Origin of the sequence: Nocardiopsis endophytica (assembly GCF_027706725.1) — a bacterium.
GTDB lineage: Bacteria > Actinomycetota > Actinomycetes > Streptosporangiales > Streptosporangiaceae > Nocardiopsis_A > Nocardiopsis_A endophytica.
This window is the reverse complement of sequence record NZ_JAQFWQ010000030.1, coordinates 50,993-66,403: the sequence shown is the minus strand read 5'-3', so window position 1 is coordinate 66,403 and position 15,411 is coordinate 50,993. Positions and strand designations below refer to the sequence as shown.

Annotated in this window: 12 protein-coding genes and 1 pseudogene; 3 read left to right on the top strand and 10 right to left on the bottom strand. The window is 74.6% G+C overall.

The features are described from left to right. Positions 1 to 509, top strand: a pseudogene (locus O4J56_RS12755) (thioester domain-containing protein); the annotation flags it as partial. A gap of 322 nt (positions 510 to 831) precedes the next feature. Continuing rightward, a complete protein-coding gene (locus tag O4J56_RS12750; protein WP_270685955.1) occupies positions 832 to 2,061 on the top strand; it encodes a thioester domain-containing protein in 1,230 nt (409 codons plus the stop codon). 82 nt (positions 2,062 to 2,143) lie between these two features. Here the strand turns inward: O4J56_RS12750 and gatA are convergent, their stop codons facing one another. From gatA to mnmA, 7 genes are all read right to left on the bottom strand, one after another. Next, entirely contained in the window at positions 2,144 to 3,643 is a 1,500-nt protein-coding gene (gene gatA, locus O4J56_RS12745) for an Asp-tRNA(Asn)/Glu-tRNA(Gln) amidotransferase subunit GatA (protein WP_270685954.1), read from the bottom strand. Further along, positions 3,643 to 3,942: an Asp-tRNA(Asn)/Glu-tRNA(Gln) amidotransferase subunit GatC gene (gene gatC, locus O4J56_RS12740; RefSeq protein WP_270685953.1), complete on the bottom strand. Its 300-nt coding sequence runs from the start codon at positions 3,940 to 3,942 to the stop codon at positions 3,643 to 3,645. The genes gatA and gatC overlap by 1 nt, the downstream gene beginning before the upstream one ends. 27 nt (positions 3,943 to 3,969) lie before the next feature. Further along, the gene (locus O4J56_RS12735; RefSeq protein WP_270685952.1) at positions 3,970 to 6,021 is read right to left on the bottom strand and encodes a putative bifunctional diguanylate cyclase/phosphodiesterase; all 2,052 of its coding nucleotides are present in this window, start codon (positions 6,019 to 6,021) and stop codon (positions 3,970 to 3,972) included. Positions 6,022 to 6,147: 126 nt separating this feature from the next. Next, positions 6,148 to 8,361: an NAD-dependent DNA ligase LigA gene (ligA, locus tag O4J56_RS12730; protein WP_270685951.1), complete on the bottom strand. Its 2,214-nt coding sequence runs from the start codon at positions 8,359 to 8,361 to the stop codon at positions 6,148 to 6,150. A gap of 31 nt (positions 8,362 to 8,392) precedes the next feature. After that, entirely contained in the window at positions 8,393 to 9,427 is a 1,035-nt protein-coding gene (locus O4J56_RS12725; RefSeq protein ID WP_270685950.1) for a methionine synthase, read from the bottom strand. Further along, positions 9,420 to 9,941 carry a DedA family protein gene (locus O4J56_RS12720; RefSeq protein ID WP_270685949.1) on the bottom strand — a complete coding sequence of 174 codons (522 nt, stop codon included), beginning with the start codon at positions 9,939 to 9,941 and terminating at the stop codon, positions 9,420 to 9,422. The genes O4J56_RS12725 and O4J56_RS12720 overlap by 8 nt, the downstream gene beginning before the upstream one ends. A gap of 59 nt (positions 9,942 to 10,000) precedes the next feature. After that, positions 10,001 to 11,095: a tRNA 2-thiouridine(34) synthase MnmA gene (gene mnmA / locus O4J56_RS12715; protein ID WP_270685948.1), complete on the bottom strand. Its 1,095-nt coding sequence runs from the start codon at positions 11,093 to 11,095 to the stop codon at positions 10,001 to 10,003. A 67-nt stretch (positions 11,096 to 11,162) separates the two neighbouring features. Between mnmA and O4J56_RS12710 the strand changes: the two genes are divergently transcribed. Continuing rightward, entirely contained in the window at positions 11,163 to 12,320 is a 1,158-nt protein-coding gene (locus O4J56_RS12710) for a DUF695 domain-containing protein (protein ID WP_270685947.1), read from the top strand. Positions 12,321 to 12,331: 11 nt separating this feature from the next. On the opposite strand, the gene O4J56_RS12705 is transcribed toward O4J56_RS12710, so the two are convergent. The 3 genes from O4J56_RS12705 to O4J56_RS12695 form a co-directional block, all read right to left on the bottom strand. Continuing rightward, positions 12,332 to 13,507 carry a cysteine desulfurase family protein gene (locus tag O4J56_RS12705; protein ID WP_270685946.1) on the bottom strand — a complete coding sequence of 392 codons (1,176 nt, stop codon included), beginning with the start codon at positions 13,505 to 13,507 and terminating at the stop codon, positions 12,332 to 12,334. Between the two features lie 91 nt (positions 13,508 to 13,598). After that, the gene (locus O4J56_RS12700; protein ID WP_270685945.1) at positions 13,599 to 14,543 is read right to left on the bottom strand and encodes an electron transfer flavoprotein subunit alpha/FixB family protein; all 945 of its coding nucleotides are present in this window, start codon (positions 14,541 to 14,543) and stop codon (positions 13,599 to 13,601) included. A 31-nt stretch (positions 14,544 to 14,574) separates the two neighbouring features. Beyond that, positions 14,575 to 15,354 carry an electron transfer flavoprotein subunit beta/FixA family protein gene (locus tag O4J56_RS12695; protein WP_270685944.1) on the bottom strand — a complete coding sequence of 260 codons (780 nt, stop codon included), beginning with the start codon at positions 15,352 to 15,354 and terminating at the stop codon, positions 14,575 to 14,577. Between the last annotated feature and the right edge of the window lie 57 nt (positions 15,355 to 15,411).

Sequence of the window (15,411 nt, the reverse complement as noted above, 5' to 3'; positions counted from 1 at the left end):
ACGCCGAGGGGGAGACCGTCTCCGAGGTCTCCGACGGCGAGGAGTTCTACCTGCACGTGCCCGCCGACCCGGGCGCCGGGGTGGCCACCGTGCACGCCCGCGCCGGCACGGCGGCGCTGTCCCCGGGTCGCGCGTTCTCCGGGCGGGACGGGGTCGCCACGCTGCCGGTGGTCGCCGCCGAGGAGGCGCTCACCGGCGCCTCGGCCGAGGTGAAGGCGGACTGGTCCGCCTCCGGCGCCGACGGCGGCGCCGCAGGCCCCGACGCCCCGGCGATGCCCGAGGCCTCCTCGCACGCCCCCGTCCGGGAGCTGCCGGAGGCCCCGCCCTCCCCCGCCCCGTCGGCCTCCCCCTCGCCCGCCGCCCCCGGGGACGGCGCGGCCGGCGCCGAGGCCTCCGACGGCCTGGCGCTGACCGGGACCTGGCTGGGCGGGCTGCTCGTGATCGGCGGCGGACTGGTGGCCGCGGGCGCCGCGGCCGTGGTGGCCGCACGGCTGCTCAGGCGCCGCTAGGTGGTTCCGGTCACGTTTGCCGCCTGTCCGTTTTCGGACCAAATACCGTTGTTCACCATTCCTGAGCTGCTCGAACAGCACAGAACGGGCATTGTTACCGAGAATTCCGCGAACCCTGTTGGAAGTCCGGAATCGGGTCGCTAGGATCGGGCGGTGCGGAAGTGACGCATTCGCCCCGCGGCCCCGAGACATCCCGCGGCTCAGGCGATCCCGACGCACCCGGAACGGCCCGCTCACGAAACCACGGGTGCGCGCTTCCCCGGCCGACCCCTTCCGATAGGGCCCGGCGCATCATTCCCCGATACGAGACCCGGGACGCGATTTGATCACTACGGTCCACCCCCACACCGCCCGCCGCGGCCGCCGCCTCGTCGCGGCCACCGCGGTGACCGCCGCGGCCGCGCTGGCCTTCGGGCTGTCCTCGGCCCCGGCCCTGGCCGACGGCGCCACCGGAAAGTACGTGGGCAACGGCCCCGGCGGCATCTCCGTCGAGACCAAGACCCACGGCAAGATCACGACCAACCTGTTCAAGCTGCAGCTGGACGACGGCGCCACCCTGCAGACCTACTGCATCGACGCCGAGACCGCGATCCGCTCCGGCGCCGACTACCGCGAGGACGCCTGGGACACCTACCCCGGCAAGGGCGACTTCGCCCAGCCCGGCAAGGTCCACACGGTCCTGCAGTCCTCCTACCCCACGGTCGACGTGGCCACCCTGGCCGGTGAGGCCGGCATCGAGGGCCTCACCGAGGAGGAGGCCGTCGCCGGCACCCAGGCCGCGGTCTGGCACTTCAGCAACGGCACCGAGCTGACCGAGGGCGGCAAGCACGGCGCCAACGTCGACGCGCTCTACGCCCACCTGCTGGAGAAGGCCGAGCAGTCCGACACCCCCGAGCCGGAGGCCTCGCTCAGCATCACCCCGGAGGCCGCCGAGGGCGCCGCCGGGGAGACCATCGGCGAGTTCACCGTCCAGACCAGCGCCGACTCGGTGCCGCTGGTCCTGGACGCCCCTGAGGGCTTCGAGCTGGTCGACGTCGAGAGCGGTGAGCCGGTCGAGGCCGCCGCCAACGGCGACAAGGTGGGCGTCAAGGTCCCCGAGGGCGCCGAGGACGGCGAGGCGTCCTTCTCCGGCACCATCACCGCCACCGTCGAGGTCGGCCGCCTGTTCCGCGGCGTCGACGGCCAGCCGGCCACCCAGACCCTGATCACCGCCGACAGCTCGGACACCGAGATCAGCGCGAGCGCGAAGGTCTCCTGGGCCTCCGGCGGCGGCGAGACCCCGCCCGAGGACGGCGACGACGAGGAGCCCACCCCCTCGCCCTCCCCCTCCACGCCTGAGGACGGCGGCTCCGACGACGGGGACAAGGGCGACGGCGGCAAGGACGAGGGCGAGGAGAAGCCCGCGCCCGGCGGCGACGAGGACAAGGGCGGCGGCCTGCCGGTCACCGGCGGCGCGCTCTACGGCCTGATCGGCGCGGCCGTGGCCGCGGTCGGCGGCGGCGCGGCGGCCATCTACTTCGGCCGCAAGCGCAAGGCCTCCACCGAGGTCTGAGGCCCCGCGGCCTGAGGCGCACGGAAGGGGCGGAGGGAGACCCTCCGCCCCTTCTGCGTGTGCGCGGCGTCTCCGCGGCGGCTCAGACCGCGTACGGGCTGCCGCTGAGCAGGTCGCCCCCGTCGCGGTCGCGCAGCGCCGCCTCCAGCGCGGCCCCCACCCGGTAGGCGCGGTCGTCGGCCATGGCCGGGGCCATCACCTGCAGCCCCACCGGCAGCCCGTCCTCGGGCGCCAGCCCGCAGGGCACCGACAGCGCCGCGTTGCCCGCCAGGTTGGTCGGGATGGTGCACAGGTCGGCCAGGTACATCGCCATCGGGTCGTCGGTCCGCTCGCCCAGCGGGAACGCCGTGGTCGGCGCCGTCGGCGAGACCAGCACGTCCACGCCCTCGAACGCCGCCTCGAAGTCCCGCTTGATGAGCGTGCGCACCTGCTGCGCCGACCCGTAGTAGGCGTCGTAGTAGCCGCTGGACAGCGCGTAGGTGCCCAGGATGATGCGGCGCTTGACCTCCGGCCCGAAGCCCTCGGCCCGGGTCAGCGCCATCACCTCCTCGGCGCTGCGGGTGCCGTCGTCCCCGGTGCGCAGCCCGTAGCGCATGGCGTCGAACCGGGCCAGGTTGGACGAGCACTCGCTGGGCGCGATCAGGTAGTAGGCGGCCAGCGCGGTGTCGAAGCTGGGGCAGGACACCTCGACGACCTTGGCGCCCATCGACTCCAGCAGCTCCACGCTCTCCTGGAACCGGGTGAGCACCCCGGCCTGGTACCCCTCGCCGGACAGCTCCTTGACCACGCCCACGCGCAGCCCGGCCACGTCGGCCCGGCGGGCCGCCTCGGCCACCGGCGGCACCGGCGCGTCGATCGAGGTGGAGTCGCGCGGGTCGTGCCCGGAGAAGGCCTCCTGCAGCAGCGCCGCGTCCAGCACGTTGCGGGCGAAGGGGCCCGGGGTGTCCAGCGAGGAGGCGAAGGCGATCAGCCCGTACCGGGAGGAGCCGCCGTAGGTGGGCTTGGCGCCCACCAGGCCGCACACCGCCGCCGGCTGGCGGATGGAGCCGCCGGTGTCGGTGCCGGTGGCCAGCGGCGCCTCGAAGGCGGCCACGGCCGCCGAGGAGCCGCCCGAGGAGCCGCCCGGCACCCGGGAGGTGTCCCACGGGTTGCGGGTGGGGCCGAAGGCCGAGTTCTCCGTGGACGAGCCCATCGCGAACTCGTCCATGTTGGTCTTGCCCAGCACCACCAGGCCGGCCTCGCGCAGCCGCGCGGTGACCGTGGCGTCGTAGGGCGGCCGGTACCCCTCCAGGATGCGGGAGGCCGCGGTGGTGGGCATGTCGGTGGTGGTGAACACGTCCTTGTGCGCCACCGGCACCCCGGCCAGTGGGCCCAGCTCCTCGCCGGCGGCGCGGCGCTCATCGACCGCGCGCGCCTGGGCCAGCGTGGTCTCGGCGTCCACGTGCAGGAACGCGTTGACCCCGGGCTCGACCTGCTCGATGCGGTCCAGGTAGGCCTGTGCCGCCTGCACCGCCGACACCTGCCCCGAGGCGATCGCCGAGCCCAGCTCGGCGGCGGTCATGCGGATCAGTTCGGCGCCCATCACTCCTCCTCCCCCAGGATCTGCGGGACCCGGAAGCGCTGGTCCTCCACGGCCGGTGCGGCGGCCAGGGCCTGCTCGGGGGTGAGGCCGGGCCGGGCCTCGTCGGGGCGGTGGACGTTGGCCAGCGGCAGGGCGTGCGACGTCGGCGGGATGTCGCCCTCGGCGGCCTGCTGGACCTTGGCCACCGCGGAGATGATCTCATCGAGCTGGGCGGCGAGGTGGTCGAGTTCGTCCTCGTTCAGCGCCAGCCGCGACAACCGGGCGAGGTGCGCGACCTCATCGCGGGTGATGGCGGACATGGATTGCTAACCGTTCTCTTCTTGCAGTCAGGGCGCCTCAATCCTATGGCCGTCGTGGGCGCCCCCGTGCGCGCGCAGCCACGCCGCCGCCTCGGCGGCCTCCAGCGGCGGGGCGAACAGCCGCCCCTGGGCGGCGTGGCAGCCCATCGCGGCCACCGCCTCGGCCACCCCCTCGGACTCCACGCCCTCGGCCACCGCCCGCATGCCCAGCGTGCCCACCAGGTCGATCGCCGAGGCGACGATCACCCGCCCGTCGGCGTCCTCCTCCACCCGGCGCACGAACGAGCCGTCGATCTTGATCTCCTGCACCGGCAGCCCGTTGAGCCGGGCCAGGGTGAAGTAGCCGGTGCCGAAGTCGTCCAGGGACAGCGGCACCCCCAGGTCGGACAGGGCCAGGATGACCGGGGCCACCGCGTCGGCCTCGGCGACCATCACCCGCTCGCCGATCTCCAGGCGCAGCGCCGCCGGCGGCACCCCGTGCCGCCGCAGCCCGGCGGCGACCACGTCGGGCAGGGCCGGGTCGAGCAGCTCGCGCGCGGACAGGTTCACCGACACCGGCAGCTCCACCCCCTCCGCGCGCCACCGGGCCACCTGGGACAGGGTCTGCTCCAGCACCTCGTGGGTGAAGCCGCGCATCAGGTAGGACTGCTCGATCAGCGGCACGAACTCGTGCGGGTCCAGCACCCCGCGGCGCGGGTGCCGCCAGCGCACCAGCGCCTCCAGCCCCACCGCGCGCCGGTCCGACAGGTCCACGGTGGGCTGGTAGAACATCTCCAGCTCCTTCTCCACCAGGGCGCGGCGCAGCTCGCCGAAGAGGCTGAGCCGGGCGGTGGAGTTGCGGTCCTTGTGCGGGGCGTACAGCTCCACCCCGGTGCGGTGTTCCTTGGCCACGTACATGGCCACGTCGGCGCGCTGCATGAGCAGCTCGAAGTCGGGGGCGTGGTTGGGGTAGAGCGCGATGCCGACGCTGGCCTCCAGGTCGAAGTCCATCCCGTCCAGCCGCACCGGCTCGGCCAGGGCCACCCGCAGCCGGGCGGCCACCTCGCGGGCCGAGGCGGCGTCGCGCACCTGCGGCAGCAGCACCGCGAACTCGTCCCCGCCGAGCCGGGCCACCAGGTCGCCGGGGCGCACGCTGTGCGTCAGGCGCAGCGCCACGGTCTGCAGCAGCCGGTCCCCGGTGGGGTGCCCCAGGGTGTCGTTGACCTCCTTGAACCGGTCCAGGTCGAGCAGGAGCAGGCCGACCCGGTGGTGCCGCTGGCGGGCCTCGCCCAGGGCCTGCTGGGTGCGCAGGATGAGCAGCTTGCGGTTGGCCAGCCCGGTCAGCTCGTCGTGGTTGGCCTGGTGCTCGCGCTTCACCGACAGGGTGGCGCTGGTGTAGAGCGCGGCCAGCGGGAAGGCGAACAGCGGCACCAGCCAGATGGAGTGGACCATGGCCGCCACCACCAGCGGGGCCAGGCTGAGCAGCACCGCGTTGACGAACAGGCGCTGGCCGATGTCCTTGCCGAGCACGCTCTGCAGCGGCACCCGCTCGTGCATGGCCACCGCGCACTCCACCAGCACCAGGTTGGTGACGAAGTAGGCGGCCCCGGCCAGGCCCACCAGCAGCAGCTCGGCGCCCTGGGGCACCCACGGCCCGGCCGAGGCCGCCGGGTGGAACAGCCGCATGACGGCGTCGGCCACCCCGAAGCTGAGCACGTACTGGGCCAGGTTGAAGGCGGTGCGGTGGGGGGCGTGCCGCCGGGCGATGCCGGCCACCACGGTGGCCACCGCCTGCACCAGGGCCGCGGCGGGCAGCCCGAAGAAGATGAGCAGCGCGAAGGAGAACGGCAGCGAGGTGGGGGCGCCGCTGGTGGCCGGGGCGTTGGGGGTGGCGATGGGGCGCAGCTCGCCGATGACGACCATGCACAGCACGACCCAGACCAGCGGCTCGTCGGCCAGCGCCGCCAGGCCCGCGGGGCCGGTCCACACCAGGGACCCGCCGAGGAGGCCGCACCCGGCGACCGTGGTGCCCGCCAGGTACAGCCAGAGCGGCGTGCCGACCCGCGGCCCCACGTCCCGGGTGTTGTTCGGGTCCTTCATAGCGCTCCGGCCACCCCCTCTCGTACCTTCCAGGCACAGCTTACGACGCTTCATCACCTGCTGTCGCCGCACAAGGACTTTAGGTGAGCCTTGGAGGTTTGCGCCCGAATCCGGAAGAACGCCCGGTCAGCCGGTCTCTCCGCCCTCTTCCTCCCGCCCCTCCTCGGAGAACCGCGCGAGCTTCCTGGCCTCATCCGGCCCAGCGGCCAGCAGGACCCCGAAGCCCTCCTCGTCCAGGACCGGGACCCCCAGCTTCAGGGCCTTGTCGTACTTGCTGCCGGGGCTGTCCCCGGCCACCAGGAAGTCGGTCTTCTTCGAGACCGAGCCGGTCACCCGCCCCCCGGCCTCGGCGGCGGCCTCCTTGGCGCCGTCCCGGGTGTAGCCCTCCAGCGAGCCGGTCACCACCAGGGTCACGCCGTCCAGCGGACGCGGCCCCGACCCGGCGCCCTCGTCCTCCATGCGCACCCCGGCCTCGCGCCACTTGCGCACGATCTCGCGGTGCCAGTCCTCGGAGAACCACTCGCGGATGGAGGAGGCGATGGTGGGGCCGACCCCGTCCACCGAGGCCAGCTCCTCCTCGGTGGCGGCCTCGATGGCCTCCATCGACCGGAAGTGGCGCGCCAGGTCCTCGGCGGCGCGTGGGCCCACATGCCGGATGGACAGCGCCACCAGCACCCGCCACAGCGGCCGCTGCTTGGCCGCCTCCAGCTCCTCGAAGAGCTTCTCCACGGTCTTCTTGGGCTCGCCGTCCTGGTTGGCGAAGAACGTCACCACCTTGCGCTCCCCCGTCCTGGGGTCGAGCTTGGGCTCGGTGGTGTCGGGGTCCAGGACCAGGGTGCGGATGGGCAGCAGCTGCTCGACCGACAGGGCGAACAGGTCGCCCTCGTCCTTGAGCGGCGGCTCGGACGGCTCCAGCGGCTGGGTGAGCGCGGTGGCCGCCACGTACCCCAGCGTCTCGATGTCCAGCGCCTTGCGCCCGGCGACGTAGAACAGCCGCTCGCGCAGCTGCCCCGGGCAGGCGCGGGCGTTGGGGCAGCGCAGGTCGACGTCGCCCTCCTTCTGCTGCCCGAGCGGGGTGCCGCACTCGGGGCAGGTCTCGGGCATGGCGAACGCCCGCTCGGACCCGTCCCGCGCCTCGGTCACCGGGCCGAGGATCTCCGGGATCACGTCCCCGGCCTTGCGCAGCCGCACCGTGTCGCCGATGAGCACGCCCTTGCGCTCGACCTCCTGGGCGTTGTGCAGGGTGGCGAACTCCACCTCGGACCCGGCCACCCGCACCGGCTCCATCACGCCGTAGGGGGTGACCCGCCCGGTGCGGCCCACGTTCACCCGGATGTCCACCAGCTTCGTGGTGACCTCCTCGGGCGGGTACTTGTAGGCGATCGCCCAGCGCGGCGCCCTGCTGGTGGAGCCCAGGCGCCGCTGCAGCGCCACATCGTCGACCTTGACCACCACGCCGTCGATCTCGTAGGCGGGGTCGTGCCGGTGGTCGCCGTAGTGGGCGACGTACTCGGCCACCGCGTCCAGGTCGGGCAGGACCCTGTAGCGGTCGCTGACCGGAAGGCCCCAGTCCCGCAGCATGTCGTACACGTGCGACTGGCGGGCGAAGTCCACCCCGCGGTGCTCGCCCACCCCGTGGCAGATCATGGTGAGCGGCCGGGTGGCGGTGACGCGGGGGTCCTTCTGCCGCAGCGACCCGGCGGCGCCGTTGCGCGGGTTGGCGAACTCGGCCTTGCCGTCGGCCGCCAGGCGGCGGTTGAGCTCCTCGAACTCGGCCACCGGCAGGAAGACCTCGCCGCGCACCTCCAGCAGCTCGGGCGCCGGGCGCACGCTCTCGTCCAGGCGCTCGGGGACGGCGGCGATGGTGCGGGCGTTGAGCGTGATGTCCTCGCCCACCCGGCCGTCACCGCGGGTGGCGGCGGTGGTCAGCCGCCCGTTCTCGTAGACCAGGTCGATGGCCAGGCCGTCGATCTTCAGCTCGCACAGGTAGGCGTCGACCGGCGCCTCGCCCTCCACCCGCGCGGCCCAGGCGGCCAGCTCCTCGGCGTTGAAGGCGTTGTCCAGGCTCTCCATCCGGCGCAGGTGCTCCACCGGCGCGAACAGGTTGCTGATGGGCGCGCCGACCTTCTGCGTCGGCGAGTCCTGCGTGACCAGCTGCGGGTAGCGGTCCTCGATCGAGCGCAGCTCGCCCATCAGCCCGTCGTACTCGGCGTCCGAGATCACGGGCGTCTTCATGTAGTACCGGTAGCTGTGGTCGTCGATCTCCTGCGACAGCTCGGCATGGCGCTCGCGCACCTCGTCGGGGACGGATCCGACTGCGGTCGACCTCTCCGCGCTCACCCAGGGCGTCCTTTCCTCATCCAGCGCCGTGTCACCGCCGCGGCTCGTCGCGCAGCACCCGCGCGGCCGCCCTGCAGACGGCCAGCGCCTCGCGCGCGCCGTCCGGGGACGCGCCCGCCAGGCCGCACGCGGGGGCGCACACCACGGCGTCGGCGAGCGCCTCCGGGGCGAGGCCGATGCGGTTCCACAGCTCCCGTACAGGATCGACGGTACTGCCCAGGTCGGACAGTCCCTCCCCGCGACGCGGGCCCGTGCCCGGAACCACACCCATAATGAGACCGACGCCGTCCTCCAGGGCCGTGCCCAGGGCCTCGTCGTCCTCGCGGCGGAGCAGCGCGGCGTCCAGCCCCAGGGCGCGGAAGCCGCACCGGTGGAACAGGGACACCGGCGCGCCCTCGGCGCAGCAGTGCACCGCCGGGACCGCCCCGGCATCGGCGACGGCGGCGGTCAGCGCGCGCAGCCGCTCCTCCACGCGCACCCGGTCGGGCGCGGGGATGCTGCGCAGCCCGCTGGCGGTGGGCACCCGCCCGGCCGCCACGGCGGGCAGGCCCGGCTCGTCGACCTGCACCACCAGGCGCGCGCCGGGAAGCCGCCCGGCCACCTCGGCGATGTGCGCGCGCAGGCCCTCCTCCAGGGACGCGGCCAGGTCGGCCACGGCACCGGGGTCGGAGAGCATCCGCTCGCCGCCGCGCAGCTCCACGGCGGCCGCGAGCGTCCAGGGCCCGGCCACCTGGAGCTTGAACGCGCCCTGGAAGGCGGCGCCGTGCCGCTGCACCGCGTCCAGGTCCCAGGACAGGAAGCTGCGGGCGCGCGCCAGGTCCCGGCCGGGGGCGCGGGCCACCCGCCATCCGGTGGGCTGCACCTCCAGCGGCAGGTCGACCAGCAGGGCGGCGGCGCGGCCCACGGTGTCGGCGCCGGCGCCGCGGGCGGGCAGCTCGGGCAGGTGCGGCAGGTCGGGCAGCTCGCCGAAGACGGTGCGCGCCGCCTCGTCGGGGTCGGTCCAGGGGTAGGACCCCATGCCGGTGGCGCTCGCGGCGGGCCAGGGGTAGCGTCGGGGCTCAGTCACGTCCGACAAGGGTAGGCGAACCCTCGTCGGAGCCGGTGCCCGCGGCCTTTCGGGCGGCGCGGCGCCGGTACACCAGCACCCCGGCCACCGCGGCGGCGGCCAGCAGGGCGAGCGCGGCGGCCAGCGCGGGCGAGTGCGTGAAGGCGCTCCACCAGGCGGCGATGACCGCCATCCCGCCCAGGCTGTACAGGGCGGCCCACAGGGCGCAGCCCGGCAGCATCGCGGCCAGGTAGCGCCCGAAGTGCATCCGCATCGCCCCGGCCACCAGGTGCACGGCGGTCTGCACGCCCACGGTGAGGTAGACGGCGGTGACCACGGGCGGGCCGAACCGGTTGATCAGCCGCTCGGCGCGGTCCAGGCGCGGCCCCAGCCGCTCGCCCAGCCGCGAGCGGTGCACCCCGGCGCCCAGCCCCCGCCCGGCCCAGTAGGTGGCCATGGTGCGGGCGAAGACGATGGCGAACAGCGCCGAGTAGACGATCCAGAAGGGACGCCCCTCCAGGAACCCGTACTCCATGCGCCCTCCCGGTCCCCGCCGGCCGCCCGGACCCCCCGGGCGGCATTGCTAAGGCTAACCTAACCGGCAGTGGCCGGGGAAGGGGCGGCCTCCGTGGCCCCGATCGTCGCCGAGCCCAGCACCGCCGCGCCGTCGTAGAGCACCGCGGTCTGCCCCGGGGCCACCCCGGCGGCCGGCTCGTCCAGCACGATGCGCAGTCCTCCCTCGTGGGCCCGGACCGTGCAGCCGTAGACCTCGCCGTGCGCGCGCAGCTGCACGGTGCAGGCCAGCTCCCCCTCCTCCGGGGACAGGGCGGCGCGGCCGCTCCACACCGGGCGGTCGCCGCGGATCGCCGCGACCCGCAGCGAGGAGCGCGGCCCCACCGTCACCGTGTTCTCCACCGGCTCGATGGACAGCACGTAGCGGCGCTCGGGGGCCCCGCCCAGGTCCAGCCCCTTGCGCTGGCCCACGGTGAAGGCGTGCGCCCCCTGGTGCTCGCCCACCACGTTGCCCGACTCGTCCTTGATCGGCCCCGGGGAGCCGCCCAGGCGGTCGTTGAGGAACCCGGCGGTGTCGCCGTCGGCGATGAAGCAGATGTCGTGGCTGTCCGGCTTGTCGGCCACCGCCAGCCCGCGCCGCGCCGCCTCGGCCCGCACCTCCTCCTTGGTGCAGTCGCCCAGCGGGAACATCGCGTGCTCCAGCTGCTCACGGGTGAGCACCCCCAGCACGTAGGACTGGTCCTTGCCCTCGTCCACGCTGCGCACCAGGCGGCCGCCGGCCTTGCGCACGTGGTGGCCGGTGCACACCGCGTCGAACCCCAGCGCCACCGCCCGGTCCAGCACCGCCTCGAACTTGATCTTCTCGTTGCAGCGCAGGCACGGGTTGGGCGTCCGCCCTGCGGCGTACTCGGCGACGAAGTCCTGGACCACGTCCCGGTCGAACTCCTCGGCCATGTCCCACACGTAGAACGGGATGCCGATCACGTCGGCCGCCCGCCGGGCGTCCCGGGAGTCCTCCACCGTGCAGCACCCCCGCGCCCCCGTCCGGTAGGACTTGGGGTTCTTCGAGAGCGCCAGGTGCACACCGGTCACCTCGTGGCCCGCCTCAGCGGCGCGGGCGGCGGCCACGGCCGAGTCGACGCCGCCGGACATGGCGGCCAGTACGCGCAGAGTCATAGCCCCTCCAGGGTATGCGCCCCGGGGGCGGGCCCAGGACGCCTCCCGCTTCTGCGAAAATCGGACCATGGCTCTGTTCCGTCGCCGTCGCTCCCCCGCGTCCGATTCCGCCGTCACCATCGACGCCTTCTGGGCCGCCTGGCCCGGGCTGCGCTCCGCGCTGGCGTCGGCCGTCGACGCCGGAGAACCCGTGCCCGAGGAGGCGGCGGCGCGCCTGACCGAGCTGGTGCAGGGCATCCACCCCGCCCTGGGGTGGGACGTGGGCCGCGCGCCCGAGCCCGCCGAGCCGGAGCTCGAGGGCCTGGACGCCCCGCTCGACGCCGACCCCGAGGACCTGCTGCGGCGGCTGGCCGAACAGGACGAGGCGGCCGCCGCCCCGGCCCCCGACTACGCGCTCACCCTGCGCCCCGGCCCCGACGACGAGGCGCGGGTGCTGTCCGAGCGCTGGTCGCGCGCGGCCCCCGAGGAGCCGGAGTGGGTGTTCCGCCCCGCCGTGCCCGCCGACCACCGGGCGCTCGCCGGGGGCCTGGACTGGAACGGCCACGAGCTGGACCTGTCGCACGCCACCGTGGAGCTGCGGGTGGACCAGCGCCGGGGCCGCATCGACGCCGGGGTCTACCACCCCGACTTCATGTTCCTGCCCGAGGAGGACCGGGCCGGGGTCGCCGAGCACGTGGTGCTGCTCGCCGTGGGCGAGGACGACCGGGTGCGCGCCGTCGGCGAGGTGCGGCCGCTGGTCGAGAAGCCTCTGGACCCGCTGCCGCCCACCGCCGTCCCCTCGGTCGTCGAGCAGCTCACCGGCGGCTCGGGCGGCTCCTGGGTGTCCTTCCGGGCGCGGGTGCCGCTGCGCGGCGTGATCGAGGTGCAGGCCCGCCACCCCCTGCGCCGCCGCGACTTCCCCGCCTTCACCCTGCTGGCCCGCGTCGAGCTGGCCTACACCGACGCCGACGACGAGCGCCAGCCCACCGCCGAGGCCGCCGCCGAGATGGACGCCTTCTCCCAGCGGCTGCAGCGGGTGGCCGGCGGCGACGGCGCCCTGTTCGGCCAGGAGACCTCGGCCGGCAAGCGGCGGCTCTACCTGTACCTGGACCCCGAGTCCGGGGTGATGGGCCCGTTGGAGGAGGCCGCGCGGCGGTGGCCGCACGGCGCCTCGGTGGGCAGCAGCATGGACCCGGAGTGGCGGTTCATCGGCGCGCTCACCCAGCCCATCCGGCGCCGGCGGTAGCGCCGCGGGCCTCAGCGCCGCCGCTTGCCGCGCGCGGCGCGGGCCCGCTCCACCGCGGGGCCGATCGCCGCGCCCAGCGCCTCCACGTCCGCCTCCGTGGAGCCGCGGCCCAGGCTGAACCGGAGCGAGCCGAGCGCGGTGTCGGTGTCGGCGCCCATCGCCAGCAGCACGTGCGAGGGCCGGGCCACCCCGGCCGTGCAGGCCGACCCGGTCGAGCAGGCGATGCCCTGGGCGTCCAGCAGCATCAGCAGCGCGTCGCCCTCGCAGCCGGGGAAGGAGAAGTGGGCGTTGCCCGGCAGGCGGTCCCGCGGGTCGCCGTTGAGCACCGCGTCCGGCACCGCCTTGTGCACGGTGCGCACCAGTTCGTCGCGCAGCCGCGCCAGGCGCCCGGCGTGCTCGTCGCGCTCGGCCGCCGCCAGCCGCGCCGCCTCGGCGAACCCGCGCAGCAGCGGCGCCGCCAGGGTGCCCGAGCGCACGTCCCGCTCCTGGCCCCCGCCGTGCAGCACCGGCTCCGGGTCCACCCCGCGCGCCAGCAGCAGGGCGCCCGCGCCCACCGGCCCACCGATCTTGTGCGCCGAGGCGGTCAGGGCAGCAAGGCCCGCGTGCGCGGAGAAGTCCACCTCCAGCGCGCCCACCGCCTGCACGGCGTCGGTGTGCATCGGCACCCCGAACTCGGCCGCCGCCTCGGCCAGCTCGGCCACCGGCTGGACCGTGCCGACCTCGTTGTTGGCCCACATCACCGAGACCAGCGCCACGTCGCCGGGGTCGCGCGCGATCGCCGCGCGCAGGTCCTCGGGGCGCACCGCGCCGCGCCCGTCCACGGGCAGCTCCTCGACCACGGCGCCCTGGCGCCCGCCCAGCCAGTGCGCCGGGTCCAGCACCGCGTGGTGCTCCACCGCGCTCACCAGCACCCGGCGCCTGCGGGGATCGGCCGCCGACCGCGCCCAGTACAGGCCCTTGACCGCGAGGTTGTCGGCCTCGGTGCCGCCCGCGGTGAACACCACCTCGTTCGGCGAGGCCCCCAGGGCCCCGGCGATGTCCTCGCGGGCCTCCTCCACCGCCCGGCGGGCGGCCCGGCCGGCCCCGTGCAGCGCGGAGGCGTTCCCCAGGCGCCCGTACTCCTCGGTCATCGCGGCGAGGGCCTCGGGGCGCACGGCCGTCGTCGCGGCGTGATCCAGATACACCATGGCGCCCCCAAGGATACGGCGGCGCCGGAACGGGGTGGGCCCCCGGCTCACCGCCCGGGGCCCACCCCTGCCCGCGCTCCTGCCCGCGGTCCTACTTGCGCTTGCCGATCTCCTCGGTCAGCTGCGGGGCGACGGTGTGCAGGTCGCCCACGACGCCGAAGTCGGCGATCTCGAAGATCGGCGCCTCGGGGTCCTTGTTGACCGCGACGATGTTCTTCGAGGTCTGCATGCCGGCCCGGTGCTGGATCGCGCCGGAGATGCCCAGCGCGATGTACAGGTTCGGGCTGACCGTCTTGCCGGTCTGGCCGACCTGGAACTGGTTGGGGTACCAGCCCGCGTCGACCGCGGCGCGGGAGGCGCCCACGGCCGCGCCCAGCGCGTCGGCCAGCTGCTCCACCACGGTGAAGTCGTCCGAGCCGACGCCCCGGCCGCCGGAGACCACGATCGCGGCCTCGGTCAGCTCCGGGCGCTCGCCCTGCTCCTGGGCCACGCGCTCGACCACGCGGGCGCCCCTGGCGGCCTCGGAGACCTCCACGTCCACGGCCTCCACGGCGGCCTCGCCCGGCTGCGGCTCGGCCGGGACCGAGTTGGGCCGCACGGCCACCACGGCGGCGCCGGAGCGCACCTTGGCCTTGGTGACGGTGGCGCCGCCGAAGATGCTGTGCTCGGTGACCAGGTCGGCCGAGACGTCGACGACGTCGGTGAGCACGCCCGAGCCCAGCTTGACCGCGGTGCGCCCGGCGACCTCCTTGTTCTGGGCCGTGGCCGAGACCAGGACCGCCGCCGCGCCCGTGTCCTGCGCCAGCTTCGCCAGCAGCTCGGCGGTGGGCGCCACGACGTAGTCGTTGAGCTCGGCCGGGGCGGTGTAGACCTTCTGCGCGCCGTACTCGGCCAGCTTGGCCGTGCCCGAGTCGGACGCCTCGCCGACCCACACGGCCGACGGCTCGCCGATCCGCCGCGCGGCGGTCAGCAGCTCGGTGGTGACCTTCTTGACCTCACCGTCGACGTGGTCGACGAGGACGAGGACCTCAGCCATTGGTTAATCCCCTCTTTCGTCTCCGCCGGACCTACACGAACTTCTTCTCGGCGAGGAAGTCGGCCGCCTTGGCGCCGCCGTCGCCCTCGTCCTTGACGATCGTTCCGGCGGCCCGCGGCGGGGCGGGGCTGGCCTCGACGGTCTCGGTGGCCGCGGCGGCCGTGCCGACCCTGTCGGCCTCGATGCCGGCGTCGGCGATGCCGAGCTTGGCGACCGGCTTCTTCTTGGCCTGCATGATCAGCTTGAAGGACGGGTAGCGCGGCTCGTTGATCTTCTCCACGACCGAGACCACGGCGGGCAGCTGCGCCTCGACGACGTCGTAGCCGTAGTCGGTCTGGCGCTGCACCGTGATGGCGGTGCCCTCCACGTCGACCTTGCCGGCCAGGGTGAGCTGGGGCAGGCCCAGGTACTCGGCCAGGGCGGCGCCGACCACGCCGGTGCGCGCGTCGGTGGACTCCGACCCCAGGACGACCAGGTCGAACTCCAGGGTGCCCAGCGCCTTGGACAGCGCATAGGCGGTCTGCAGCGCGTCCGAGCCGTGCAGCGCGTCGTCGACGAGGTGCACCGCCTTGTCGGCGCCCATGGACAGCGCCTTGCGGATGGAGTCGGTGGCCTGGTCCGGACCCATGGTCAGGACGGTGACCTCGCCCCCGTGCTTCTCGCGGAGGAGGAGCGCCTCCTCGATCGCGTACTCGTCGAGCTCGTTGATGACCCCGTCCGACGCGGCGCGGTCCAGCGTGAAGTCGTCGGACGCCAGTTTCCGCTCGGTCGCCGTGTCCGGGACCTGCTTGACCAAAACGACAATATTCATGGCCGGTGGCCGACCTCCCTGCACTGTGATGCGTCGCCCTCCGGCGGCGCGGACGCG